The sequence below is a fragment of the Streptococcus sp. UMB1203 genome, from assembly GCF_030217725.1.
Classification (GTDB): domain Bacteria; phylum Bacillota; class Bacilli; order Lactobacillales; family Streptococcaceae; genus Streptococcus.
Genome location: NZ_JASOOK010000027.1, coordinates 1 through 25,373, shown reverse-complemented (window position 1 = coordinate 25,373; position 25,373 = coordinate 1). Strand labels below are relative to the sequence as shown.

At 40.2% G+C, this 25,373-nt stretch carries 29 protein-coding genes; 28 read left to right on the top strand and 1 reads right to left on the bottom strand.

Annotation, left to right across the window (positions count from 1 at the left end; translation table 11 throughout):
* Window positions 1–196 precede the first annotated feature (196 nt).
* The 23 genes from nagA to gap all read left to right on the top strand — a co-directional run bounded on the left by nagA (window position 197) and on the right by gap (window position 20,409).
* On the top strand, window positions 197–1,348 hold the full coding sequence (nagA, locus tag QP439_RS07390; protein WP_285389087.1) for an N-acetylglucosamine-6-phosphate deacetylase: 1,152 nt from the start codon (window positions 197–199) through the stop codon (window positions 1,346–1,348).
* 161 nt (window positions 1,349–1,509) lie between these two features.
* Window positions 1,510–2,568 (top strand): zinc-dependent alcohol dehydrogenase family protein, encoded by a 1,059-nt coding sequence (locus QP439_RS07385; RefSeq protein ID WP_150923260.1) that lies wholly within the window; start codon window positions 1,510–1,512, stop codon window positions 2,566–2,568.
* A 151-nt stretch (window positions 2,569–2,719) separates the two neighbouring features.
* On the top strand, window positions 2,720–3,085 hold the full coding sequence (locus QP439_RS07380; RefSeq protein WP_000286405.1) for a DUF1033 family protein: 366 nt from the start codon (window positions 2,720–2,722) through the stop codon (window positions 3,083–3,085).
* 136 nt (window positions 3,086–3,221) lie between these two features.
* On the top strand, window positions 3,222–4,103 hold the full coding sequence (comGA, locus tag QP439_RS07375; protein WP_285389092.1) for a competence type IV pilus ATPase ComGA: 882 nt from the start codon (window positions 3,222–3,224) through the stop codon (window positions 4,101–4,103).
* Complete coding sequence (gene comGB / locus QP439_RS07370; RefSeq protein ID WP_261083393.1) at window positions 4,051–5,067, top strand: competence type IV pilus assembly protein ComGB; 1,017 nt, start codon at window positions 4,051–4,053, stop codon at window positions 5,065–5,067. The genes comGA and comGB overlap by 53 nt, the downstream gene beginning before the upstream one ends.
* A 1-nt stretch (window position 5,068) precedes the next feature.
* Window positions 5,069–5,392 (top strand): comG operon protein ComGC, encoded by a 324-nt coding sequence (gene comGC, locus QP439_RS07365; RefSeq protein ID WP_000738640.1) that lies wholly within the window; start codon window positions 5,069–5,071, stop codon window positions 5,390–5,392.
* Window positions 5,355–5,789: a competence type IV pilus minor pilin ComGD gene (comGD, locus tag QP439_RS07360; protein WP_261051650.1), complete on the top strand. Its 435-nt coding sequence runs from the start codon at window positions 5,355–5,357 to the stop codon at window positions 5,787–5,789. The genes comGC and comGD overlap by 38 nt, the downstream gene beginning before the upstream one ends.
* Window positions 5,752–6,054 carry a competence type IV pilus minor pilin ComGE gene (gene comGE / locus QP439_RS07355; protein ID WP_000413380.1) on the top strand — a complete coding sequence of 101 codons (303 nt, stop codon included), beginning with the start codon at window positions 5,752–5,754 and terminating at the stop codon, window positions 6,052–6,054. The genes comGD and comGE overlap by 38 nt, the downstream gene beginning before the upstream one ends.
* Window positions 6,017–6,478, top strand: a complete 462-nt coding sequence (gene comGF / locus QP439_RS07350; protein ID WP_261051648.1) for a competence type IV pilus minor pilin ComGF — start codon at window positions 6,017–6,019, stop codon at window positions 6,476–6,478. The genes comGE and comGF overlap by 38 nt, the downstream gene beginning before the upstream one ends.
* Window positions 6,456–6,869, top strand: coding sequence for a competence type IV pilus minor pilin ComGG (gene comGG / locus QP439_RS07345; protein WP_261051647.1), 414 nt, complete (start codon window positions 6,456–6,458; stop codon window positions 6,867–6,869). Before comGF ends, comGG begins: the two co-directional genes overlap by 23 nt.
* A 32-nt stretch (window positions 6,870–6,901) precedes the next feature.
* Window positions 6,902–7,489 (top strand): class I SAM-dependent methyltransferase, encoded by a 588-nt coding sequence (locus QP439_RS07340; protein ID WP_261051646.1) that lies wholly within the window; start codon window positions 6,902–6,904, stop codon window positions 7,487–7,489.
* A 59-nt stretch (window positions 7,490–7,548) separates the two neighbouring features.
* Window positions 7,549–8,502, top strand: a complete 954-nt coding sequence (locus QP439_RS07335) for a class I SAM-dependent methyltransferase (protein ID WP_261150713.1) — start codon at window positions 7,549–7,551, stop codon at window positions 8,500–8,502.
* A gap of 49 nt (window positions 8,503–8,551) precedes the next feature.
* Window positions 8,552–9,742 carry an acetate kinase gene (locus QP439_RS07330; protein ID WP_084886490.1) on the top strand — a complete coding sequence of 397 codons (1,191 nt, stop codon included), beginning with the start codon at window positions 8,552–8,554 and terminating at the stop codon, window positions 9,740–9,742.
* A 149-nt stretch (window positions 9,743–9,891) separates the two neighbouring features.
* Complete coding sequence (gene rnpA, locus QP439_RS07325) at window positions 9,892–10,263, top strand: ribonuclease P protein component (RefSeq protein WP_000739245.1); 372 nt, start codon at window positions 9,892–9,894, stop codon at window positions 10,261–10,263.
* Window positions 10,238–11,062, top strand: coding sequence for a membrane protein insertase YidC (locus tag QP439_RS07320; RefSeq protein ID WP_004236733.1), 825 nt, complete (start codon window positions 10,238–10,240; stop codon window positions 11,060–11,062). The genes rnpA and QP439_RS07320 overlap by 26 nt, the downstream gene beginning before the upstream one ends.
* 17 nt (window positions 11,063–11,079) lie before the next feature.
* Complete coding sequence (gene jag / locus QP439_RS07315; protein WP_049515763.1) at window positions 11,080–12,069, top strand: RNA-binding cell elongation regulator Jag/EloR; 990 nt, start codon at window positions 11,080–11,082, stop codon at window positions 12,067–12,069.
* Window positions 12,070–12,119: 50 nt separating this feature from the next.
* Complete coding sequence (locus QP439_RS07310) at window positions 12,120–12,743, top strand: HI_0552 family protein (protein ID WP_285389073.1); 624 nt, start codon at window positions 12,120–12,122, stop codon at window positions 12,741–12,743.
* 115 nt (window positions 12,744–12,858) lie between these two features.
* Window positions 12,859–14,835 (top strand): transketolase, encoded by a 1,977-nt coding sequence (gene tkt / locus QP439_RS07305; protein WP_285389071.1) that lies wholly within the window; start codon window positions 12,859–12,861, stop codon window positions 14,833–14,835.
* Window positions 14,836–14,951: 116 nt separating this feature from the next.
* Window positions 14,952–15,251 (top strand): preprotein translocase subunit YajC, encoded by a 300-nt coding sequence (gene yajC / locus QP439_RS07300; RefSeq protein ID WP_084925440.1) that lies wholly within the window; start codon window positions 14,952–14,954, stop codon window positions 15,249–15,251.
* 46 nt (window positions 15,252–15,297) lie between these two features.
* Entirely contained in the window at window positions 15,298–15,741 is a 444-nt protein-coding gene (locus tag QP439_RS07295; RefSeq protein WP_084925438.1) for a low molecular weight protein-tyrosine-phosphatase, read from the top strand.
* A complete protein-coding gene (locus tag QP439_RS07290) occupies window positions 15,728–16,138 on the top strand; it encodes an MORN repeat-containing protein (RefSeq protein WP_084925436.1) in 411 nt (136 codons plus the stop codon). The genes QP439_RS07295 and QP439_RS07290 overlap by 14 nt, the downstream gene beginning before the upstream one ends.
* A 298-nt stretch (window positions 16,139–16,436) precedes the next feature.
* On the top strand, window positions 16,437–19,088 hold the full coding sequence (gene adhE, locus QP439_RS07285) for a bifunctional acetaldehyde-CoA/alcohol dehydrogenase (RefSeq protein WP_261028439.1): 2,652 nt from the start codon (window positions 16,437–16,439) through the stop codon (window positions 19,086–19,088).
* A gap of 313 nt (window positions 19,089–19,401) precedes the next feature.
* Entirely contained in the window at window positions 19,402–20,409 is a 1,008-nt protein-coding gene (gene gap, locus QP439_RS07280) for a type I glyceraldehyde-3-phosphate dehydrogenase (RefSeq protein WP_000260686.1), read from the top strand.
* Window positions 20,410–20,477: 68 nt separating this feature from the next.
* Here the strand turns inward: gap and QP439_RS07275 are convergent, their stop codons facing one another.
* The gene (locus tag QP439_RS07275; RefSeq protein ID WP_345772940.1) at window positions 20,478–21,353 is read right to left on the bottom strand and encodes an RluA family pseudouridine synthase; all 876 of its coding nucleotides are present in this window, start codon (window positions 21,351–21,353) and stop codon (window positions 20,478–20,480) included.
* An 86-nt stretch (window positions 21,354–21,439) separates the two neighbouring features.
* On the opposite strand from QP439_RS07275, the gene pbp2a reads away from it, so the two are divergent.
* The 5 genes from pbp2a (at window position 21,440) to QP439_RS07250 (ending at window position 25,216) form a co-directional block, all read left to right on the top strand.
* Window positions 21,440–23,635 (top strand): penicillin-binding protein PBP2A, encoded by a 2,196-nt coding sequence (gene pbp2a, locus QP439_RS07270; protein WP_261028438.1) that lies wholly within the window; start codon window positions 21,440–21,442, stop codon window positions 23,633–23,635.
* Between the two features lie 52 nt (window positions 23,636–23,687).
* Entirely contained in the window at window positions 23,688–23,840 is a 153-nt protein-coding gene (rpmG, locus tag QP439_RS07265; protein ID WP_001809375.1) for a 50S ribosomal protein L33, read from the top strand.
* A 9-nt stretch (window positions 23,841–23,849) separates the two neighbouring features.
* Window positions 23,850–24,026, top strand: coding sequence for a preprotein translocase subunit SecE (secE, locus tag QP439_RS07260; RefSeq protein WP_001210990.1), 177 nt, complete (start codon window positions 23,850–23,852; stop codon window positions 24,024–24,026).
* Window positions 24,027–24,079: 53 nt separating this feature from the next.
* A complete protein-coding gene (nusG, locus tag QP439_RS07255; RefSeq protein WP_000376740.1) occupies window positions 24,080–24,616 on the top strand; it encodes a transcription termination/antitermination protein NusG in 537 nt (178 codons plus the stop codon).
* A gap of 120 nt (window positions 24,617–24,736) precedes the next feature.
* Entirely contained in the window at window positions 24,737–25,216 is a 480-nt protein-coding gene (locus tag QP439_RS07250; RefSeq protein ID WP_285389066.1) for a sigma-70 RNA polymerase sigma factor region 4 domain-containing protein, read from the top strand.
* Window positions 25,217–25,373: the final 157 nt, after the last annotated feature.

Sequence of the window (25,373 nt, the reverse complement as noted above, 5' to 3'; positions counted from 1 at the left end):
TCATAACTCAATTTCATAATAAAACACCCCAAAAGTTAGATTTTTTCTGTCTAACTTTTGGGGTGCAGTACAAAATCCAGCTCTTTTAAAATATCTCTAGAAAATAGGTCTATACCATTTACAAATAAAAAAGAAAGGTTTATAATGTAATTGACATAATAAATTGTAGAATCAATCTTTTAAGGAGGTTAACATTATGCCTAACTATATTAAAGCAGATCAGTTTTTCTACCCACACGGAGTTCGTCGTGGTGGTTACTTGGAACTTGTGGATGGCAAGTTTGGAAAACATGTAGAAGAGATTCCTGAAGGAGCTGAGGTGATTGACTATACAGGCTACAGCATTGCTCCAGGACTTGTAGATACCCACATTCATGGTTTTGGTGGTGTGGATGTTATGGATAATAATATCGAAGGAACCCTTCATACCATGAGTGAAGGACTCCTCAGCATGGGGGTAACGAGCTTCTTGCCAACCACTTTGACATCCTCTTATGAACAATTGCTTGCGGTAACTGAAAATATCGGTGCTCGTTATCAGGAAGCAAGTGGAGCTAAGATTCGTGGGATTTATTTTGAAGGTCCCTATTTCACAGAGAAATATAAGGGTGCTCAAAACCCTGCTTATATGAAAGATCCTCGTATGGATGAGTTTCGTGCTTGGCAAAAAGCAGCAAATGGCTTGTTAAATAAAATTGCTCTTGCGCCAGAGCGTGAAGGTGTAGAAGACTTTGTACGTACAGTTACGGGAGAAGGCGTAACGGTTGCTCTTGGACATTCAAATGCGACTTTTGATGAGGCTAAAAAGGCAGTAGATGCTGGAGCGAGTGTTTGGGTACACGCCTACAATGGAATGCGTGGGTTAACTCACCGTGAACTCGGGATGGTGGGAGCCATGTATGAATTACCACATACTTACGCTGAATTGATTTGTGATGGTCACCATGTGGATCCCAAGGCCTGTGATATTTTGCTCAAACAAAAAGGAACTGAAAATATTGCCCTCATCACCGACTGTATGACAGCTGGTGGACTTGAAGACGGTGACTATATGTTGGGAGAATTCCCTGTTGTAGTAGCAAATGGAACTGCTCGCCTCAAATCTACAGGCAATCTGGCTGGTTCTATCCTCAAACTCAAGGACGGCTTGAAGAATGTGGTTGAATGGGGGATTGCGAATCCGCATGAAGCAGTCATGATGGCCAGCCTCAACCCAGCTAAATCTGTTCACATTGACGATGTCTGTGGTCAAATCTGTGAAGGCTATGATGCGGACTTTATCGTACTAGATAAAGATTTGGAATTGGTAGCAACCTACCTAGATGGTGTGAAACGTTATCAAGCATAAGAGAGAAAGCAGGAGTTAGATACTAGCTTCTGCTTTTTTATGCAGGGTACTTTACTGGTAAATAAAAAAGTTAAGAAAATCACAAAAAGACTTGAACAAACAAATGAAAAGGCTTACAATTATATTAAAAATAGTACAAATAAAAAACGGAGGATTGCTTTATGAAAGCCTATACTTATGTTAAACCAGGACTTGCTTCTTTTGTTGATGTAGACAAACCAGTTATTCGCAAGCCAACAGACGCTATTGTGCGTATCGTAAAAACCACTATTTGTGGAACAGACCTCCATATCATTAAAGGAGATGTTCCTGCTTGTCAAAGTGGTACCATTCTTGGTCACGAAGGGATTGGGATTGTTGAAGAAGTTGGAGAAGGAGTTTCTAACTTCAAAAAAGGCGACAAGGTTTTGATTTCTTGTGTTTGTGCCTGTGGCAAATGCTACTACTGTAAAAAAGGAATTTATGCCCATTGTGAAGACGAAGGAGGCTGGATTTTCGGTCACTTGATTGATGGTATGCAGGCTGAATATCTACGTGTCCCTCATGCAGATAACACTCTTTACCATACTCCAGAAGACTTGTCAGATGAAGCCTTGGTTATGTTATCAGACATTTTGCCTACTGGGTATGAAATTGGTGTCTTGAAAGGGAAAGTAGAACCTGGTTGTAGTGTAGCCATTATTGGTTCAGGTCCAGTTGGTTTAGCAGCTCTCTTAACAGCTCAGTTCTACTCACCAGCCAAATTGATTATGGTGGACTTAGACGATAACCGCTTGGAAACTGCTTTATCATTTGGTGCGACTCACAAGGTTAATTCTTCAGACCCTGAAAAAGCGATTAAAGAAATTTATGATTTGACAGATGGTCGTGGTGTAGATGTTGCGATCGAAGCTGTTGGTATTCCTGCAACCTTTGATTTCTGTCAAAAGATTATCGGTGTAGACGGAACAGTAGCCAACTGTGGTGTGCATGGTAAACCAGTTGAGTTTGAGTTGGATAGACTTTGGATCCGCAATATCAATATCACTACTGGTTTAGTATCTACAAATACAACACCTCAGTTGTTGAAAGCTCTTGAAACTCATAAGATTGAACCAGAAAAATTGGTAACTCATTATTTCAAACTAAGTGAAATTGAAAAAGCCTATGAAGTCTTCAGTAAGGCAGCAGACCACCATGCAATCAAGGTCATTATCGAAAACGACATTTCTGAAGCTTAGGAAACGAAAAATTTTTATCACATAAGCAAATAGAAATTCAGTCATCCATCAGATGGCTGGATTTTTTATCAAAAAATTAAGAAATGAGCATATTTCTTTCCTTGTTTAATGGAATTGGTTATAATATACGATACAAAGGAATTGAATGAATATGTATCGTGTTATAGAAATGTATGGAGATTTTGAACCATGGTGGTTCTTAGAAGGTTGGGAAGAAGATATTGTAGCTAGTAAGAAATTTGACCAGTATTATGATGCTCTCAAATACTACAAAACTTGCTGGTTTAGATTGGAACAAGAATCCCCTCTTTATAAAAGTAGAAGCGACTTGATGACCATTTTTTGGGACCCAGAAGACCAACGCTGGTGTGATGAATGTGACGAGTATTTACAACAATACCATTCTTTGGCTCTTTTGCAGGATGAGCAGGTTATCCCAGACGAAAAATTACGTCCGGGTTATGAAAAACAAACAGGTAAGGAAAGGCACCGTTCTTGCCGTATGAAATTAAAATAGAGAAAAAGTAACTTTTTTGGAGTTGCTTTTTTTATTTTTCCAAATCTTTGCGAATAGTATAGGTGAGGAGGTAAGTATGGTTCAAGAAATTGCACAAGAAATCATTCGTTCAGCCCGGAAAAAAGGAGCGTAAGATATTTATTTTGTCCCTAAGTTAGATGCCTATGAGCTTCATATGAGAATAGGAGACGAGCGCTGTAAAATCGGTTGTTATGATTTTGAAAAATTTGCGGCCGTCATCAGTCACTTTAAGTTTGTGGCGGGTATGAATGTTGGAGAAAAGCGACGTAGTCAACTTGGTTCCTGTGATTATGAATATGACCAGAAGATGGCGTCCCTACGTTTATCTACTGTAGGCGATTATCGAGGGCATGAGAGTTTAGTTATTCGCTTGTTGCATGATGAGGAGCAGGATTTGCATTTTTGGTTTCAGGATATTGAAGAACTGGGCAAGCAGTACAGGCAACGGGGACTCTATCTTTTTGCTGGTCCAGTCGGCAGTGGTAAGACAACCTTAATGCACGAATTGGCTAAATCTCTCTTTAAAGGACAGCAAGTCATGTCCATCGAAGATCCTGTCGAAATTAAGCAGGAGGACATGCTCCAGTTGCAGTTGAACGAAGCAATTGGGTTGACGTATGAAAATCTCATCAAGCTTTCCTTACGTCATCGTCCTGACCTTTTGATTATCGGAGAAATTCGAGACAGCGAGACGGCGCGTGCAGTAGTTAGAGCTAGTTTGACAGGTGCGACAGTCTTTTCAACCATTCATGCCAAGAGTATTCGAGGTGTTTATGAGCGCCTGTTGGAGTTGGGTGTGAGTGAGGAGGAATTAGCAGTCGTTCTGCAAGGAGTCTGCTACCAGAGATTAATCGGGGGAGGAGGAATCGTTGACTTTGCCAACAAAGACTATCAAGAACACCAGCCAACTAGCTGGAATGAACAGATTGACCAGCTTCTTAAAGATGGACATATCACAAGTCTTCAGGCTGAAACGGAAAAAATTAGCTACAGCTAAGCAAAAAAATATCATCACCTTGTTTAACAATCTCTTTTCCAGCGGTTTTCATCTGGTGGAGACCATCTCCTTTTTAGATAGGAGTGCCTTGTTGGACAAGCAGTGTGTGACTCAGATGCGCACGGGCTTGTCTCAGGGGAAATCATTCTCAGAAATGATGGAAAGTTTGGGATTTTCAAGTGCTATTGTCACTCAGTTATCCCTAGCGGAAGTCCATGGGAATCTCCACCTGAGTTTGGGAAAGATAGAAGAGTATCTAGACAATCTAGCCAAGGTCAAGAAAAAATTAATTGAAGTAGCGACTTATCCCTTGATTTTGCTGGGATTTCTTCTCTTAATCATGCTGGGGCTACGGAACTACCTACTACCACAACTGGATAGTAGTAATATTGCCACCCAAATTATCGGCAATCTGCCACAAATCTTTCTAGGAATGATAGTTTTTGTTTCAGTAGGTGTCCTGTTAGCACTAACTTTTTATAAAAGAAGTTCTAAGATGCGCGTCTTTTCTATCCTAGCACGCCTTCCTTTTCTTGGAATCTTTGTGCAGACTTATCTGACAGCTTATTATGCGCGTGAGTGGGGTAATATGATTTCTCAAGGGCTGGAGTTGACGCAGATTTTTCAAATGATGCAGGAACAAGGTTCCCAGCTCTTTAAAGAAATCGGTCAAGATTTAGCTCAATCCCTACAAAATGGTCGCGAATTTTCTCAAACCATAGCAACCTATCCTTTCTTTAAAAAGGAGTTGAGTCTCATTATCGAGTATGGTGAAGTCAAGTCCAAGCTGGGTAGTGAGTTGGAAATCTATGCTGAAAAAACTTGGGAGGCCTTTTTTACCCGAGTCAATCGCACCATGAACTTAGTACAGCCACTGGTTTTTATCTTTGTGGCTCTGATTATTGTTTTACTTTATGCGGCAATGCTCATGCCCATGTATCAAAATATGGAGGTAAATTTTTAACATGAAAAAAATGATGACATTCTTGAAAAAAGCTAAGGTTAAAGCTTTTACACTTGTGGAAATGTTGGTGGTCTTGCTCATCATCAGTGTGCTTCTCTTGCTCTTTGTACCTAATTTGACCAAGCAAAAAGAGGCGGTCAATGACAAAGGAAAAGCTGCTGTTGTTAAGGTGGTAGAAAGCCAGGCAGAGCTTTATAGCTTAGATAAAAATGAAGATGCTAGTCTAAGTAAGTTACAAGCAGATGGGCGAATCACAGAAGAGCAAGCTAAAGCTTATAAAGAATATCATGCAAAACAAAATAAGACTCAAACCGTTGCAGATTAAGGCCTTTACCATGCTGGAAAGTCTCTTGGTTTTGGGTCTTGTGAGTATCCTTGCCTTGGGCTTGTCAGGCTCTGTACAGTCCACTTTTGCGGCAGTAGAGGAGCAGATTTTCTTTATGGAGTTTGAAGAACTTTATCGGGAAACCCAAAAACGCAGTGTAGGCAGTCAGCAAAAGACTAGTCTAAACTTAGAAGGGCAGACGATCAGTAATGGCAGTCAAAAGTTGACAGTTCCTAAAGGAATTCAGGCACCATTAGGCCAAAACATTACATTTGACCGAGCTGGGGGCAATTCGTCCCTGGCTAAGGTTGAATTTCAGACCAGTAAAGGAGCGATTCGCTATCAATTATATCTAGGAAATGGAAAAATTAAACGCATTAAGGAAACAAAAAATTAGGGCAGTGATTTTACTGGAAGCAGTAGTCGCTCTAGCTATCTTTGCCAGCATTGCGACCCTTCTTTTGGGACAAATTCAGAAAAATAGGCAAGAAGAAGCAAAAATCTTGCAGAAGGAAGAAGTCTTGAGGGTAGCTAAGATGGCCTTGCAGACAGGTCAAAATCAGGTAAACATAAATGGAGTTGAGATTCAGGTGTTTTCTAGTGAAAAGGGATTGGAGGTCTACCATGGTTCAGAACAGTTGTTGGCTATCAAAGAGCCATAAGGTCAAGGCTTTTACCTTGTTAGAATCCCTGATTGCCCTCATTGTCATCAGTGGAAGCTTACTCCTCTTTCAAGCCATGAGTCAGCTCCTCATTTCAGAAGTTCGCTACCAGCAACAAAGCGAGCAAAAAGAGTGGCTCTTGTTTGTGGAGCAGTTGGAGGCAGAATTAGACCGTTCGCAGTTCGAAAAAGTGGAGGGCAATCGCCTCTATATGAAGCAAGATGGCAAGGATATCGCTATGGGTAAATCCAAATCAGATGATTTTCGAAAAACTGATGCCAGTGGACGAGGATATCAGCCTATGATTTATGGACTTAAATCTGCGCAGATTACAGAGGATAATCAACTGGTTCGTTTTCGTTTCCAGTTTCAAAAAGGCTTAGAAAGGGAGTTCATCTATCGTGTGGAAAAAGAAAAAAGTTAAGGCAGGTGTTCTCATCTATGCAGTCACCGTGGCTGCTATCTTTAGTCTTTTGTTACAATTTTACTTGAACCGACAAGTCGCCCACTATCAAGACTATGCCTTAAATAAAGAAAAGTTGGTTGCTTTTGCTATGGCCAAGCGAACCAAGGATAAGATTGAGCAAGAAAGTGGGGAACAGTCCTTTAATCTGGGTCAGGTGAGTTATCAAAATAAGAAAATAAGCTTGGTGACGACGGTTCGTACGTCTAAGAGTCAATATGAGTTTCTGTTTCCTTCAGTCAAAATCAAAGAAGAGAAAACAGATAAAAAGGAAGAGGTAGCGACCGATTCAAGCGAAAAAGTGGAGAAGAAAAAATCAGAAGAGAAGCCTGAAAAGAAAGAGAATTCCTAGCCAATCAAGCTACTTTGTGCTAAACTAAAAATATGAAACATGATTTTAACCATAAAGCAGAAACTTTTGATTCACCTAAAAATATCTTCCTTGCAAACTTGGTTTGTCAAGCAGTCGAGAAACAGATTGATCTTCTATCAGACAAAGAAATTTTGGATTTCGGTGGAGGGACGGGGCTGTTAACCTTGACCCTAGCCAAGCAGGCCAAGTCTGTAACATTGGTGGATATTTCGGAGAAAATGCTGGAGCAAGCTCGTTTGAAAGCGGAGCAACAAGACATCAAGAATATCCAGTTTTTGGAGCAAGATTTACTGGAAAAACCCTTGAAGCAAGAGTTTGATCTCATTGTTGTTTGTCGGGTTCTTCATCATATGCCTGATGTGGATGTGGCTCTCTCACTGTTTCATCAATATTTGAGAGAAAACGGACAACTTTTACTTGCTGATTTTACCAAGACAGAAGCTAACCATCATGGATTTGAATTGGCTGAACTGGAAACCAAGCTAATTCAGCACGGTTTTTCATCTGTGCATAGTCAGATCCTCTATAGCGCTGAAGATCTGTTTCAAGGAAATTACTCAGAACTCTTTTTAACAGTAGCCCAAAAATCACTCGCCTAGTCAGGGAGTGATTTTTTATAAGGATGGAAAAAAGAAGGGAAATTTGGTAAGATAGGAATATGGATTTTGAAAAAATTGAACAAGCTTATACCTATTTACTAGAGAATGTCCAAGTCATCCAAAGTGATTTGGCGACCAATTTTTATGACGCCTTGGTGGAGCAAAACAGCATCTATCTGGATGGTGAGACGGAGCTAAAACAGGTCAAAGAGAACAATCAGGCCCTTAAACGCTTAGCGCTTCGCAAAGAAGAATGGCTCAAGACCTACCAGTTTCTCTTGATGAAGGCTGGGCAGACAGAGCCCCTACAGGCCAATCACCAGTTTACGCCAGATGCCATTGCTTTACTTTTGGTGTTTATTGTAGAAGAATTGTTTAAAGAGGAGGAAATCACTATCCTCGAAATGGGTTCCGGGATGGGGATTCTGGGGGCTACTTTCTTGACCTCGCTTGATAAAAAGGTGGATTACTTGGGAATGGAAGTGGACGATTTGCTGATTGATTTGGCAGCTAGTATGGCAGATGTAATTGGTTTGCAGGCTGGCTTTGTCCAAGGAGATGCCGTTCGTCCACAAATGCTCAAAGAAAGCGACGTGGTCATCAGCGACTTGCCTGTCGGCTATTATCCTGATGATGCCGTTGCGTCGCGCCATCAAGTTGCTTCTAGCCAAGAACATACCTACGCCCATCACTTGCTCATGGAACAAGGGCTTAAGTATCTCAAGTCAGATGGATATGCTATTTTTCTCGCTCCGAGTTATTTGTTGACCAGTCCTCAAAGTGACTTGTTGAAAGGCTGGTTGAAAGAGGAGGCGAGTCTGACTGCCATGATTAGTTTGCCTGAAAATCTTTTTGCCAGTGCTAAACAATCCAAGACGATTTTTATCTTACAGAAGAAAAATGAAATAGCAGTAGATCCTTTTGTTTATCCACTTGCTAGCTTGCAAGATGCAAGTGTTTTAATGAAATTTAAAGAAAATTTTCAAAAATGGACTCAAGGTACTGAAATATAAAATAGATTTTGTTATAATAGATGAAAACGCTTAAAAGAGGAGTCTTGTTATGACAAAAACAATTGCAATCAATGCGGGAAGTTCAAGTTTGAAATGGCAATTATACTTAATGCCAGAAGAAAAAGTATTGGCGAAAGGTTTGATTGAACGTATCGGTTTGAAAGATTCAATTTCAACTGTAAAATTTGATGGTCGTTCTGAACAACAAATTTTGGATATCGAAAATCATACACAAGCTGTAAAAATCTTATTGGATGACTTGATTCGTTTCGATATTATCAAGGCTTATGACGAGATTACAGGTGTTGGCCACCGTGTTGTTGCCGGTGGAGAATATTTCAAAGAATCAACAGTTGTTGAGGGAGATGTTTTAGAAAAAGTTGAAGAGTTGAGCTTGTTGGCTCCTCTCCACAATCCAGCCAATGCGGCAGGTGTTCGTGCCTTCAAGGAATTGTTGCCAGACATTACCAGTGTAGTTGTTTTTGATACTTCATTCCACACAACTATGCCAGAGAAAGCTTATCGCTATCCTCTACCAACAAAATATTACACAGAAAACAAGGTTCGTAAATATGGTGCCCACGGTACAAGTCACCAGTTTGTAGCAGGAGAAGCAGCAAAACTCTTGGGCCGTCCATTAGAAGACTTAAAATTGATTACTTGCCACATCGGTAATGGTGCTTCTATTACAGCTGTTAAGGGTGGTCAATCTGTCGATACTTCAATGGGCTTCACTCCACTTGGTGGTGTGATGATGGGAACTCGTACAGGGGATATTGACCCAGCTATCATTCCTTACTTAATGCAATATACAGAGGACTTTAACACGCCTGAAGATATTAGTCGAGTCCTTAATCGTGAATCAGGCCTTATGGGTGTTTCAGGCAAATCTAGTGATATGCGAGATGTGATTGCTGCTATGGAAGAAGGGGATCACGATGCCACTTTAGCCTATGAAATGTATGTTGATCGCATTCAAAAACATATCGGTCAATACCTTGCGGTCCTAAATGGAGCAGATGCTATTATCTTTACTGCAGGTATCGGTGAAAATGCTGCAAACGTACGTGAAGATGTTATCTCAGGTATCTCTTGGTTTGGCTGTGATGTTGATCCAGAAAAGAACGTCTTTGGCGTGACAGGAGACATCTCAACAGAGGCAGCGAAGATCCGTGTATTGGTTATTCCAACTGATGAAGAATTAGTCATTGCCCGTGACGTTGAACGCTTAAAAAAATAACTAAAATCAGAAAAAATATTCCGTACAAGGAGTTGGGAAAGAGATTTTTCCAGCTTCTTTTTATGGTGAAATTGTCCAAAACCTTGCTATGATTGGCTTTTTTGAAAAATATGGTATAATAGTAGTAATTTAATAGATGGAGTTGAGTTTTGAAGAAAAACTTTCGTGTAAAAAGAGAGAAAGATTTTAAGGCGATTTTCAAGGAGGGGACAAGTTTTGCCAATCGCAAGTTTGTTGTCTACCAACTAGAAAATCAGAAAAACCATTTTCGAGTAGGTCTATCAGTTAGCAAAAAACTGGGGAATGCCGTCACTAGAAATCAAATTAAGAGACGGATTCGTCATATTATCCAGAATGCCAAAGGGAGTCTGGTAGAAGATGTCGACTTTGTTGTCATTGCTCGAAAAGGGGTCGAAACCTTGGGATACGCAGAGATGGAGAAAAATCTACTCCACGTATTAAAATTATCAAAGATTTACCAGGAAGGAAATGGGAGTGAAAAAGAAACTACAGTTGACTAGTTTGCTAGGACTGTCCCTATTTATCATGACAGCCTGTGCAACAAATGGGACAACTAGCGATATTACAGCCAATTCGGCTGATTTTTGGAGTAAATTTGTTTACTTCTTTGCGGAAATTATTCGCTTTTTATCGTTTGATATCAGTATCGGAGTGGGGATTATTCTCTTTACGGTCTTGATTCGTACACTGCTTTTGCCAGTCTTTCAAGTGCAAATGGTGGCTTCCAGAAAAATGCAAGAAGCTCAACCACGCATTAAGGCGCTTCGAGAACAATATCCAGGTCGAGATATGGAAAGCAGAACCAAGCTAGAGCAAGAAATGCGTAAAGTCTTTAAAGAAATGGGTGTCAGACAGTCAGATTCTCTTTGGCCGATTTTGATTCAGATGCCGGTTATCTTGGCCTTGTTCCAAGCTCTATCAAGAGTTGACTTTTTAAAGACAGGTCATTTCTTATGGATTAACCTTGGTGGTGTGGATACAACCCTTGTTCTTCCGATTTTAGCAGCAGTATTCACCTTTTTAAGTACTTGGCTGTCCAACAAAGCCTTGTCTGAGCGTAATGGAGCTACGACTGCGATGATGTACGGTATTCCGGTCTTGATTTTTATCTTTGGGGTTTATGCTCCGAGCGGAGTCGCTCTCTACTGGGCAGTGTCCAATGCTTATCAAGTCTTGCAAACCTATTTCTTGAACAATCCATTCAAGATTATTGCAGAGCGCGAGGCTGTAGTACAGGCACAGAAAGATTTGGAAAATAGAAAAAGAAAAGCCAAGAAAAAGGCTCAGAAAACGAAATAATAAGGAGGAATCTGGTAATGGTAGTATTTACAGGTTCAACTGTTGAAGAAGCAATCCAGAAAGGATTGAAAGAATTAGATATCCCAAGACTGAAGGCTCATATCAAAGTCATTTCTCGTGAGAAAAAAGGATTTCTTGGTTTATTTGGTAAAAAACCAGCCCAAGTGGATATTGATGCTATTAGTGAAACGACAGTTGTAAAAGCAAACCAACAAGCTGTAAAGGGAGTTCCGAAGCAAATTAATGATTTGAATGAGCCTGTTAAAACAGTCAGTGAAGCAACTGTTGATTTGGGTCATGTTGTAGAGGCAATTAAAAAGATTGAGGAAGAAGGCCAAGGTATTTCTGATGAAGTCAAGGCTGAAATCTTAAAACATGAAAGACATGCCAGCACTATCTTAGAAGAAACTGGTCACATTGAGATTTTAAATGAATTACAACTTGAAGAAACTGCTCTCGAAGAAGAAGTAGAAACTCCTATTATTGAAAACCAAGCTGAGCAAACTGAAAGTCAAGAACTAGAAGACTTGGGCTTAAAAGTTGAACCGAGCTTTGATATTGAACAAGTAGCTACGGAAGTAACGACTTATGTTCAAACAATTATTGATGACATGGATGTTGAAGCTACACTTTCAAATGACTATAACCGTCGTAGCATCAATTTGCAAATTGATACTAACGAACCAGGTCGTATTATCGGCTACCATGGTAAAGTCTTGAAGGCCTTGCAACTATTGGCTCAAAATTATCTTTACAACCGCTATTCAAGAACCTTCTACATTACTATTAATGTCAATGATTATGTTGAACACCGTGCAGAAGTCTTGCAGACCTATGCGCAAAAATTGGCGACTCGTGTTTTAGAAGAAGGACGCAGTCATCAGACAGATCCAATGTCAAATAGCGAACGCAAGATTATTCATCGTATTATTTCACGTATGGATGGCGTGACCAGTTACTCTGAAGGTGATGAGCCAAATCGTTATGTTGTCGTAGATACAGAATAAGTAAAATCAGGGTTATCCTGATTTTTTGCTAGCTGGAGGAGATTAAATTAATGTTGAATAAGATAAGAGACTATTTAGACTTTGCTGATTTGCAGTACCGTAATCCTGATAAGGCGGGAGCAGAGCGAGAGAAAATGCTGGAATTGCGCCACAAAGGCCAAGAGGCTCGAAAGGCTTTTACAGAACTGGCTAAAGCCTTTCAAGCAAGTCATCCAGAATGGCAACTTCAACAGACTAGCCAGTGGATGAACCAAGCGCAGCGCTTGCGACCACACTTCTGGGCTTATCTACAGCGTGAGGGGAAAGTGACAGAACCTATGATGGCCTTACGTTTGTACGGAAGTTCTTCTGATTTTGGAGTCTCACTAGAAGTCAGTTTCATCGAGCGCAAGAAAGATGAGCAAACTTTAGGCAAGCAGGCCAAAGTTTTAGAAATTCCAACCGTTAAAGGGATTTATTATCTAGCCTACTCTGATGATCAAAGTCAAAGATGGGATGCGAACGAAGAAAATCGTCGTACTTTACGTGAGAAGTTGAGAAGTCAGGAAGTTCGAAAAGTTTTAGTGAAATCAGATGTTTCTATCATAGAAAATCAATCTTTAGAAGTGATTTTAGAAAAATTAGAAGATGCTTATGAACGCTTACTTCCCTACTATCAGGCGACTAGAGGATAGCAAATAGAATACTTATTTACGTCGAATTGTTTAATTGCTATTCTATGTATTTTTTCATATAATAGTAAAATAGAATGTGTGATTCACTAATCACCTCAAATAGAAAGGAAATTCTATGTCAAATCTATCTGTTAATGCAATCCGTTTCCTAGGTATTGACGCCATTAATAAAGCCAACTCAGGTCACCCAGGTGTGGTTATGGGAGCAGCTCCGATGGCTTACAGCCTCTTTACAAAACAACTTCGTATCAATCCAGCTCAACCAAACTGGATTAACCGCGACCGCTTTATTCTTTCAGCAGGCCATGGTTCAATGCTTCTTTATGCCCTTCTTCACCTTTCTGGTTTTGAAGATGTCAGCATGGATGAGATCAAGAGCTTCCGTCAATGGGGTTCAAAAACACCAGGTCACCCAGAATTTGGCCATACAGCAGGGATTGATGCTACGACAGGTCCTCTAGGTCAAGGGATTTCAACTGCCACTGGTTTTGCCCAAGCAGAACGTTTCTTGGCAGCCAAATATAACCGTGAAGGATACAATATCTTTGACCACTATACTTACGTTATCTGTGGAGACGGAGACTTGATGGAAGGTGTCTCAAGTGAGGCGGCTTCATACGCAGGCTTGCAAAAACTAGACAAATTGGTTGTTCTTTATGATTCAAATGACATCAACTTGGATGGTGAGACAAAGGATTCCTTTACAGAAAGTGTTCGTGACCGTTACAATGCCTACGGTTGGCATACTGCCTTGGTTGAAGATGGAACAGACTTGGAAGCTATCCATGCTGCTATCGAAACAGCTAAAGCTTCAGGCAAACCATCTTTGATTGAAGTGAAGACGGTTATTGGATACGGTTCTCCAAACAAACAAGGAACTAATGCCGTACATGGGGCTCCTCTTGGAGCAGATGAAACTGCAGCAACTCGTCAGGCTCTTGGTTGGGACTACGAACCATTTGAAATTCCAGAACAAGTTTACGCTGATTTCAAAGAACATGTTGCAGACCGTGGCGCATCAGCTTATGAAGCTTGGACAAAATTAGTTACAGATTATAAAGAAGCTCACCCAGAACTAGCTGCAGAAGTAGAAGCCATCATCGACGGACGCGATCCAGTTGAAGTGACTCCAGCAGACTTCCCAGCTTTAGAAAATGGTTTCTCTCAAGCAACTCGTAACTCGAGTCAGGATGCTTTGAACGTTGTGGCAGCTAAGTTACCAACCTTCCTAGGTGGATCAGCTGACCTAGCTCACTCAAACATGACTTATATCAAGACTGACGGACTTCAAGACGATGCCAATCGCTTGAACCGTAACATTCAGTTTGGTGTTCGTGAATTTGCAATGGGAACGATCTTGAACGGGATGGCCCTTCACGGTGGACTTCGTGTATACGGTGGAACTTTCTTCGTCTTCTCTGACTATGTGAAGGCAGCTGTCCGCTTGTCAGCCTTGCAAGGACTTCCTGTGACCTATGTCTTTACCCATGATTCTATTGCAGTTGGGGAAGATGGGCCAACACACGAACCAGTTGAACACTTAGCAGGTCTCCGTGCTATGCCAAATCTAAATGTTTTCCGTCCAGCAGATGCGCGTGAAACTCAAGCAGCTTGGTACCTTGCAGTGACAAGTGAGAAAACACCAACTGCTCTTGTCTTGACACGTCAAAACTTGACTGTTGAAGAGGGAACAGACTTCGACAAGGTTGCTAAAGGTGCTTATGTTGTCTATGAAAATGAAGCAGACTTTGATACCATCTTGATTGCGACAGGTTCAGAAGTCAATCTAGCTGTCTCAGCTGCTAAAGAATTGGCTAGTCAAGGCGAAAAAGTCCGCGTAGTCAGCATGCCATCTACAGATGTCTTTGATAAACAAGATGCAGCATACAAGGAAGAAATTCTTCCAAATGCAGTTCGCCGTCGTGTTGCAGTCGAAATGGGTGCAACTCAAAACTGGTACAAATATGTTGGTCTCGATGGTGTTGTTCTCGGTATTGATACCTTCGGAGCCTCTGCACCAGCACCAAAAGTATTGGCAGAATATGGCTTTACTGTAGAAAATCTTGTAAAAGTCGTTCAAAATTTGAAATAATTCTAAAAATCAGGGCGCGAGCTCTGGTTTTTCTTACTAGAAAAGCAAGGTACAATCTTGTAAAAGTAGCTGAAATTTGATATAGTAGTCCTATGTAAAAGACAAAGGAGAAGAAAATGAATCCAAATTATACATTTTTAATTATGCTTGTAGCGATGTTGGGCTTGATGTTCTTTATGCAACGCTCTCAAAAGAAACAAGCACAAAAACGTATGGAAAGCTTAAATAAACTACAAAAAGGCTATGAAGTGATTACAATCGGTGGACTTTACGGAACAGTCGATGAAGTAGATACTGAGAAGAGAACGATCGTTCTTGATGTAGATGGAGTTTACTTGACTTTTGAACTAGCTGCTATCAAGACAGTATTACCGATGAAAGAAACAACTTCACTAGAAGGCGCAATTGAAAAATAAGACGGGACTACTAACTCCCGTTTTTCTATAAAAGAAAGGAAATGGGATGAAAAAACTAGTCTTTGTCTGCCTGGGAAATATTTGTCGCAGTCCTATGGCTGAGTTTGTTATGAAATCAATGACAGATAATTACGAAATCCAAAGTCGAGCGACTTCCTCTTGGGAACATGGTAATCCGATTCATAAGGGAACTCAAGGAATTTTTCAACAATATGAGATTCCCTATGACAAAGCCAAAACGTCGCTTCAGATTAGTAAGGAAGATTTTGAAGTTTTTGATTATATTATCGGAATGGATGCTTCAAATGTTTCTGACTTACGTCAGATGTGTCCAGCAGACTGTCAAGATAAGATTTACTCATTTGCATCTGAAAGTGTTCCAGATCCTTGGTATACAGGAGATTTTGAGGAAACCTATCGACGTGTTCAAGAGGGGTGCAGGGCTTGGTTAGAACGTTTAGAAAGGGAGAGTGAAGATGGAAAATCTTAAGAATTTTTACGAAAAGTATCGTGTCTATCTGACTCGTCCACGTTTAGAGCTTTTAGCAGTAGTTGCCATTGTTTTCTGTGCTGTACTCGTCTTTTTTCTAAATATTCCTGGAAAAGGTGTTCTAAAACTGGATAATGGAACGATTGTTTACGATGGCAGTCTTGTCCGTGGTAAAATGAATGGACAGGGTACTATTACTTTCCAAAATGGGGACCAATATACAGGTGGTTTCAGCAATGGAGCCTTCAATGGAAAAGGTACCTTTCAATCTAAAGAAGGCTGGACCTACGAAGGTGATTTTGTAAATGGTCAGGCTGAAGGAAAAGGGAAACTAACAACAGAACAAGAAGTCGTTTATGAAGGAACTTTTAAACAAGGCGTTTTTCAACAAAAATAGGGCCTCCTTATCAAAGGAGGTATTGTTATAAGCTTTAAGTAAGCGCTTACCTGCAAATCCTTTTCTTTCCAAGTCTCTCTTCCAAGCAAGTTTGTGAAATAAAAAATTTTTGAAATAAATTTCACAAACTCTAAAGAAAAAGCTTGTGGAGAAAAGATAATGAGAAAAAATTCACAAGTAACTAAAAATTCTTTGTGAAATGTTTATGAAACTGTTTACAAAGTTGAAATAATGCGTTATAATAAACTTGTGAAAAAATTAACAAAGGATTAAATCCTTGAAAGCTATGGAGGAAAATATGGCTGATAAAAAAACTGTTACACCAGAAGAAAAGAAACTCGCTGCTGAAAAGCATGTCGATGGCTTGGTGCAAAAAGCTTTAGTTGCTCTTGAGGAAATGCGTAAACTCGACCAAGAACAGGTCGACTACATCGTAGCTAAAGCATCAGTGGCAGCTTTGGATGCCCACGGAGAATTGGCTCTACATGCCTATGAAGAAACAGGACGTGGTGTATTTGAAGACAAAGCAACTAAGAACTTGTTTGCTTGTGAACACGTAGTAAACAATATGCGCCACACTAAAACAGTTGGCGTTATCGAAGAAGACGATGTAACAGGTTTGACTCTTATTGCTGAACCGGTTGGTGTTGTCTGTGGTATTACTCCTACAACAAACCCGACATCAACAGCAATCTTCAAATCATTGATTTCATTGAAGACACGTAATCCAATCGTCTTTGCCTTCCACCCATCAGCACAAGAATCATCTGCTCATGCAGCACGTATCGTTCGCGATGCAGCTATTGCAGCTGGTGCTCCTGAAAACTGTGTGCAATGGATTACTGAACCATCTATGGAAGCAACAAGTGCCCTTATGAACCACGAAGGTGTTGCAACAATTCTTGCAACTGGTGGTAATGCCATGGTTAAAGCGGCTTACTCATGTGGTAAACCAGCTCTTGGGGTAGGTGCCGGAAACGTTCCAGCTTATGTTGAAAAATCAGCAAATATCCGTCAAGCTGCACACGATATCGTCATGTCTAAATCATTTGATAACGGTATGGTCTGTGCATCTGAACAAGCGGTTATCATTGACAAAGAAATCTACGATGAATTTGTAGCAGAGTTCAAATCTTACCATACTTACTTTGTAAACAAGAAAGAAAAAGCTCTTCTTGAAGAATTCTGCTTTGGCGTGAAAGCAAACAGCAAAAACTGTGCTGGTGCAAAATTGAACGCTGACATCGTTGGTAAACCAGCAACTTGGATTGCAGAACAAGCAGGATTTACAGTTCCAGAAGGAACAAACATTCTTGCTGCTGAATGTAAAGAAGTTGGTGAAAATGAGCCATTGACTCGTGAAAAATTATCACCAGTTATCGCAGTTTTGAAATCTGAAAGCCGTGAAGATGGTATTACTAAGGCTCGTCAAATGGTTGAATTTAACGGTCTTGGTCACTCAGCAGCCATCCATACAGCTGACGAAGAATTGACTAAAGAATTTGGTAAAGCTGTTAAAGCTATTCGTGTTATCTGTAACTCACCTTCTACTTTCGGTGGTATCGGGGACGTTTACAATGCCTTCTTACCATCATTGACACTTGGATGTGGTTCTTACGGACGCAACTCAGTTGGGGATAACGTTAGTGCCATTAACCTCTTGAATATCAAAAAAGTCGGAAGACGGAGAAATAACATGCAATGGATGAAACTTCCTTCAAAAACATACTTTGAACGTGATTCAATTCAATACCTTCAAAAATGTCGTGACGTTGAACGTGTCATGATCGTTACTGACCATGCCATGGTAGAGCTTGGTTTCCTTGATCGTATCATCGAACAACTTGATCTTCGTCGCAATAAGGTTGTTTACCAAATCTTTGCTGATGTAGAACCAGATCCAGATATCACAACTGTAAACCGTGGTACTGAGATTATGCGTGCCTTCAAACCAGATACAATCATCGCTCTTGGTGGTGGATCTCCAATGGATGCTGCTAAAGTAATGTGGCTCTTCTACGAACAACCAGAAGTGGACTTCCGTGACCTTGTCCAAAAATTCATGGATATCCGTAAACGTGCCTTCAAATTCCCATTGCTTGGTAAGAAGACTAAATTCATCGCGATCCCAACTACATCTGGTACAGGATCTGAAGTAACACCATTTGCCGTTATCTCTGATAAAGCAAATAACCGTAAATATCCAATCGCTGACTACTCATTGACACCAACTGTGGCAATCGTAGACCCTGCTTTGGTATTGACAATTCCTGGATTTGTTGCTGCGGACACTGGTATGGACGTATTGACCCACGCGACTGAAGCTTACGTATCACAAATGGCTAGCGACTACACTGACGGTCTTGCACTTCAAGCCATCAAGCTTGTATTTGAAAACCTTGAAAGCTCAGTTAAGAATGCAGACTTCCACTCACGTGAGAAAATGCATAACGCTTCAACAATCGCTGGTATGGCCTTTGCTAATGCCTTCCTAGGTATTTCTCACTCAATGGCCCATAAGATTGGTGCGCAATTCCACACAATCCACGGTCGTACAAATGCAATCTTGCTTCCATACGTCATCCGCTACAACGGTACACGTCCAGCTAAGACAGCAACATGGCCTAAGTACAACTACTACCGTGCAGATGAAAAATACCAAGATATCGCACGCATGCTTGGCCTTCCAGCTTCTACTCCAGAAGAAGGTGTGGAATCTTACGCAAAAGCTGTCTACGAACTTGGTGAGCGCGTAGGTATCCAAATGAACTTCAAAGCACAAGGAATTGATGAAAAAGAATGGAAAGAACATTCTCGTGAATTGGCCTTCCTTGCTTATGAAGACCAATGTTCACCAGCTAACCCACGTCTTCCAATGGTTGACCATATGCAAGAAATCATCGAAGATTCTTACTATGGTTACAAAGAAAGACCAGGACGCCGTAAATAATTGTTATCAGCCTAGAGGCAGGAGTTATCCTGTCTCTTTTCTTGTGGAATTGGAAGATTGAAAATAATTTTTAGCTTTTCTATTTTCACTTTAAAAGGAAATCGGTAAATGACTAGGTAGATAAAGAAAGACAGCAGTATAGGCTTTCAAAGGAGAAAGAAAAATAAGTGGGGTATAGACAAAAAACAATGCCCGTACTTGCAATTAAACTTAAATAGTTATATAATAGGTTTGTTGAAAGGTGATTTGTAGTGATTCAAGTTACTCTTTTCACAATAAAAATTTCATGATTTTCATAAGGAGGAAATCACTAATGGTAGTTAAAGTTGGTATTAACGGTTTCGGACGTATCGGTCGTCTTGCTTTCCGTCGTATCCAAAACGTAGAAGGTGTTGAAGTTACACGCATCAACGACCTTACAGATCCAGTTATGCTTGCACACTTGTTGAAATACGACACAACTCAAGGTCGTTTCGACGGTACTGTTGAAGTTAAAGAAGGTGGATTCGAAGTTAACGGTAAATTCGTTAAAGTTTCTGCTGAACGTGATCCAGAACAAATCGACTGGGCTACTGACGGTGTAGAAATCGTTCTTGAAGCTACTGGTTTCTTTGCTAAGAAAGAAGCAGCTGAAAAACACCTTAAAGGTGGAGCTAAAAAAGTTGTTATCACTGCTCCTGGTGGAAACGACGTTAAAACAGTTGTATTCAACACTAACCACGACGTTCTTGACGGTACTGAAACAGTTATCTCAGGTGCTTCATGTACTACAAACTGCTTGGCTCCAATGGCTAAAGCTCTTCAAGACAACTTTGGTGTTGTTGAAGGATTGATGACTACTATCCACGCTTACACTGGTGACCAAATGATCCTTGACGGACCACACCGTGGTGGTGACCTTCGCCGTGCTCGCGCTGGTGCTGTAAACATCGTTCCTAACTCAACTGGTGCTGCAAAAGCTATCGGTCTTGTAATCCCAGAATTGAACGGTAAATTGGACGGAGCTGCTCAACGTGTTCCTGTTCCAGCAGGTTCTGTAACTGAGTTGGTAGCAGTTCTTGAAAAGAACGTTACTGTTGACGAAGTGAACGCAGCTATGAAAGCAGCTTCAAACGAATCATACGGATACACTGAAGATCCAATCGTATCTTCAGATATCCTAGGTATGTCTTACGGTTCATTGTTTGACGCAACTCAAACTAAAGTTCTTGACGTTGACGGTAAACAATTGGTTAAAGTTGTATCATGGTACGACAACGAAATGTCATACACTGCACAACTTGTTCGTACTCTTGAATACTTCGCAAAAATCGCTAAATAATTCATGAGTCGATAAAAAGCAAGGCCTCTTGGTCTTGCTTTTCTTATATGGAAAAATGGATGACGCAATCATCCATTCTTTTTTAATTCTTTTTCGAAAGTATCTGAGAGGATAGTGAAGCTTAATTTCTCTAATGTAAGCGGATGGGTAAAGGACAGTCGAAAGGCGTGGAGCATAAGCCGACTTGTTTTTGATTTACTATTATAGAGAGGGTCGCCTAAAATAGGGAAATTATGATGCGAAAGGTGCACACGAATTTGATGTGTTCGACCTGTCTTTAGCTTGCAACGAACCAAGGAAGTTTTATTTGGAAATTGCTTTAATCTGCTTACATGCGTTTCAGCATATTGCCCATTTTTTGTATCAACTACTCGTTTTCTGCGGTCATGGCGATCACGCCCGATTTTGTCTTTGAAAACAAGTTCTTTGCTGTTGATATATCCGTCGACCTGTGCCCAATATTCCCTAGAAATCTCTTTTTTCTCCAGTAAGCGATTGAGAATAGGCAGGATAAAAGGATTTTTGGCAAAGAGAACCAAGCCACTGGTTTCCATGTCTAGACGATGAACGACATAGCAGGTTTGGCCAACATAGGCACTGACATGGTTAAGAAGGGCGATTTCGTTTGGCTGATTACCATGCGTTTTCATCCCCTCTGGTTTGTTTACAATAACTAAGTGTTGATCTTGATAAACTTCCTGAACTAAGTCTGGGTTGCCCCAAGGAATTTCTTTTTCGGGATAATCTTCCTCGTCAAAAGTCAATTGGCAAACATCTCCAGGATTTACCGTCTCGTTCCAATGAACTTCTCGCTGATTAATCAAAATGTGTTTCTTGATTCTCAAAAAATGCCGGATTTTTCTAGGGATGAGGAGTTGTTCCTCAAGTAATTGCTTTACCGTCATTTGAGGTAGAGAGTCTGGTAATGTAAATGTGAATTTCATACAGATATTGTAACAAAAAAAGCCCTATTTGGATAGGAAATAGCTAAATTCTTGTCTTCCTATGATGAAGATGATAAAATAAACGCATGAAATTAGATAAATTATTCGAGAAATTTCTTTCTCTTTTTAAAAAAGAAACAAGTGAACTAGAGGACTCTGATTCTACTAGCTTGCGTCGTTCTCGCAGTGATCGAAAAAAATTAGCCCAAGTGGGTCCGATTCGAAAATTCTGGCGTCGTTATCATCTAACAAAGATTGTCCTTATACTAGGTTTGAGTGCAGGCTTGCTAGTTGGAACCTATTTGTTTGCTGTAGCTAAGTCAACCAATGTTAACGATTTGCAAAATGCCTTGAAAACTCGGACTATCATTTTTGACCGTGAAGAAAAGGAGGCTGGTGCCTTGTCTGGTCAAAAAGGAACTTATGTTGAATTGACTGATATCAGTAAAAATTTGCAGAATGCCGTTATTGCGACAGAAGACCGCTCTTTTTATAAAAATGACGGGATTAACTATGGTCGTTTCTTCTTGGCTATTGTCACTGCTGGTCGTTCAGGTGGTGGCTCTACTATTACCCAACAGCTGGCTAAAAATGCCTATCTGTCGCAGGATCAAACTGTTGAGAGAAAAGCGAAAGAATTTTTCTTGGCTTTAGAATTAACAAAAAAATATAGCAAAGATCAAATTCTAACCATGTACCTAAACAACGCTTATTTTGGAAATGGTGTGTGGGGGGTAGAAGATGCGAGTAAGAAATACTTTGGAGTATCTGCATCAGAAGTGAGTCTGGATCAAGCTGCTACTCTAGCAGGCATGCTCAAAGGGCCGGAGCTGTATAATCCCTTGAATTCTGTAGAAGATTCTACTAATCGTCGCGATACTGTTTTGCAAAATATGGTTGCAGCGGGATATATTGATAAAAATCAAGAAACCGAAGCTGCAGGAGTTGATATGACTTCGCAATTGCATGATAAGTATGAAGGGAAAATTTCAGATTACCGTTACCCCTCTTATTTTGACGCGGTGGTTAATGAAGCTGTTTCTAAGTATAATCTAACTGAGGAAGAAATCGTAAATAATGGCTACCGCATTTATACAGAGTTGGATCAAAACTACCAAGCAAATATGCAGGTTGTCTATGAAAATACAGCGCTATTTCCGAGAGCAGAGGATGGAACATTTGCACAATCAGGAAGTGTGGCTCTTGAACCGAAAACAGGGGGAGTTCGTGGGGTTGTCGGTCAAGTTGCTGATAATGATAAAACTGGATTCCGGAATTTCAACTATGCAACTCAATCAAAGCGTAGCCCTGGTTCTACAATTAAGCCTTTAGTTGTTTATACGCCGGCAGTTGAAGCAGGTTGGGCTTTGAACAAGCAGTTAGATAACCATACCATGCAGTATGACAGCTATAAGGTAGATAACTATGCAGGGATCAAAACGAGTCGAGAAGTTCCAATGTATCAAGCCTTGGCAGAGTCGCTTAATCTACCTGCTGTTGCTACTGTTAATGATTTGGGTGTCGATAAGGCTTTTGAGGCAGGAGAAAAATTTGGACTCAACATGGAAAAAGTCGACCGTGTTCTTGGTGTCGCCTTGGGAAGTGGTGTCGAAACCAATCCTCTTCAAATGGCTCAAGCATATGCTGCCTTTGCCAATGAAGGTTTAATGCCTGAAGCTCACTTTATTAGTAGAATTGAAAATGCTAGTGGACAAGTTATTGCAAGCCATAAGAATTCACAAAAACGGGTGATTGATAAGTCTGTAGCTGACAAGATGACCAGTATGATGTTGGGGACATTCACAAACGGAACAGGTATTAGTTCATCACCTGCAGATTATGTTATGGCAGGAAAAACTGGTACAACTGAAGCAGTTTTTAATCCGGTATATACAAGTGACCAGTGGGTAATTGGTTATACTCCGGATGTGGTGATCAGTCACTGGCTTGGTTTCCCTACGACTGATGAAAATCACTATTTAGCGGGTTCTACTTCAAACGGTGCAGCCCACGTCTTTAGAAACATTGCAAATACCATTTTACCTTATACGCCAGGAAGTACCTTTACAGTTGAAAATGCTTATAAGCAAAATGGAATTGCACCAGCCAATACAAGTAATCAAGTACAGAGTAACGAAACCAATCAGACGGATGATACCATTTCTGATATTAGAAGTCGTGCACAAAATCTGGTGGATGAGGCCAGTCGTGCTATCTCGGATGCTAAAATTAAGGAAAAAGCACAAACAATATGGGATTCGGTAGTCAATCTATTTCGTTAAGATGCTTGTCAAAGCCTAGCTTTCTTGTTATAATAGATAAGATGGAGGCGTTATGGCACTAAAAAAAGCAAGCCTAGCTTGTGCGGTTTGTGGTTCTAGAAACTATTCAATCAAGATCAGTGGAAACCCCAAGCCAACACGACTAGAAGTAAATAAATTTTGTAAACATTGTGGTAAGTATACTACACACAGAGAAACGAGATAGGAGAGAGCGATGCGTTTTATTGGAGATATTTTTAGACTTCTTAAAGACACAACATGGCCAACGCGCAAGGAAAGCTGGAGAGATTTTCGTTCTATCATGGAATACACTGCTTTCTTTGTTGTGATTATTTATATTTTTGACAAGTTGATTGTTTCAGGTTTGATTCGATTTATTAACATTTTTTAGAAGAACTGTGGAGTTATTCCCGCTAAAAGTCTTCTATTATGAAAGGAAGTATCATGGATAGTTTTGATAAAGGATGGTTTGTCTTACAAACTTATTCTGGTTATGAAAATAAGGTAAAAGAAAATCTATTACAACGTGCACAAACCTACAATATGTTGGATAATATTCTACGCGTTGAAATTCCAACACAAACAGTGCAAGTTGAAAAAAATGGAAAGAGAAAAGAAGTAGAAGAAAATCGCTTTCCAGGTTATGTTCTTGTAGAAATGGTCATGACAGATGAAGCTTGGTTTGTTGTTCGAAACACACCAAATGTTACAGGATTCGTCGGATCTCACGGAAATAGATCAAAACCAACTCCATTATTGGAACAAGAAATTCGTGATATCTTGGTTTCTATGGGACAAACTGTACAAGAGTTTGATATCGATGTTGAAGTTGGTCAAACTGTACGTATTATTGATGGTGCTTTTGCAGACTACACTGGTAAGATTACAGAAATTGATAATAACAAAGTGAAAATGATTATCTCTATGTTTGGTAATGACACAGTTGCAGAAGTAAACCTAAACCAAATCGCAGAATTATAACCCAAAGAGAGGCAAGACCTCTCTTTTTTGTGCAGTTGAGGAGCTAAAGGGTGCAGAATGGATGAAATGTGCCAAAAGTGTTTCTGAATCTGATAGACTGTACACAGAAAGGGGAAGATTATGCTTAAAGAATTGTATGAAGAAGTCAAGGGAATTGTATATAAGTGTAGAAATGAATATTACCTTCATTTATGGGAGTTATCGGATTGGGACCAAGAGGGAATGATTTGCCTACATGAATTGATTAGTAGTGAAGAAGGGCTAGTAGACGATATTCCACGCTTACGTAAATATTTCAAAACAAAATTTCGGAATCGAATTCTAGATTATCTCCGTAAACAAGAAAGTCAAAAACGGAGATATGATAAAGAACCCTATGAAGAAGTGGGTGAGATAAGTCATCGTATAAGTGAGGGAGGTCTGTGGCTAGATGATTATTATCTCTTTCATGAAACCCTAAGAGATTATAGAAACAAACAAAATAAAGAAAAACAAGAAGAGTTAGAACGCGTCTTAAGCAATGAACGCTTTCGAGGTCGTCAAAGAGTATTAAGAGACTTACGTATTGTGTTTAAAGAGTTTGACATCCGTACCCACTAGGAAGTCATTCAAAAAAAGTTAAAAAAGTTTTAAAAAAGTAGTTGACAAAGTTTAAAAAGTGGGTATAATAGTAAGAGTTGAAAATAACAACTCTGGTCCGTTGGTCAAGGGGTTAAGACACCGCCTTTTCACGGCGGTAACACGGGTTCGAATCCCG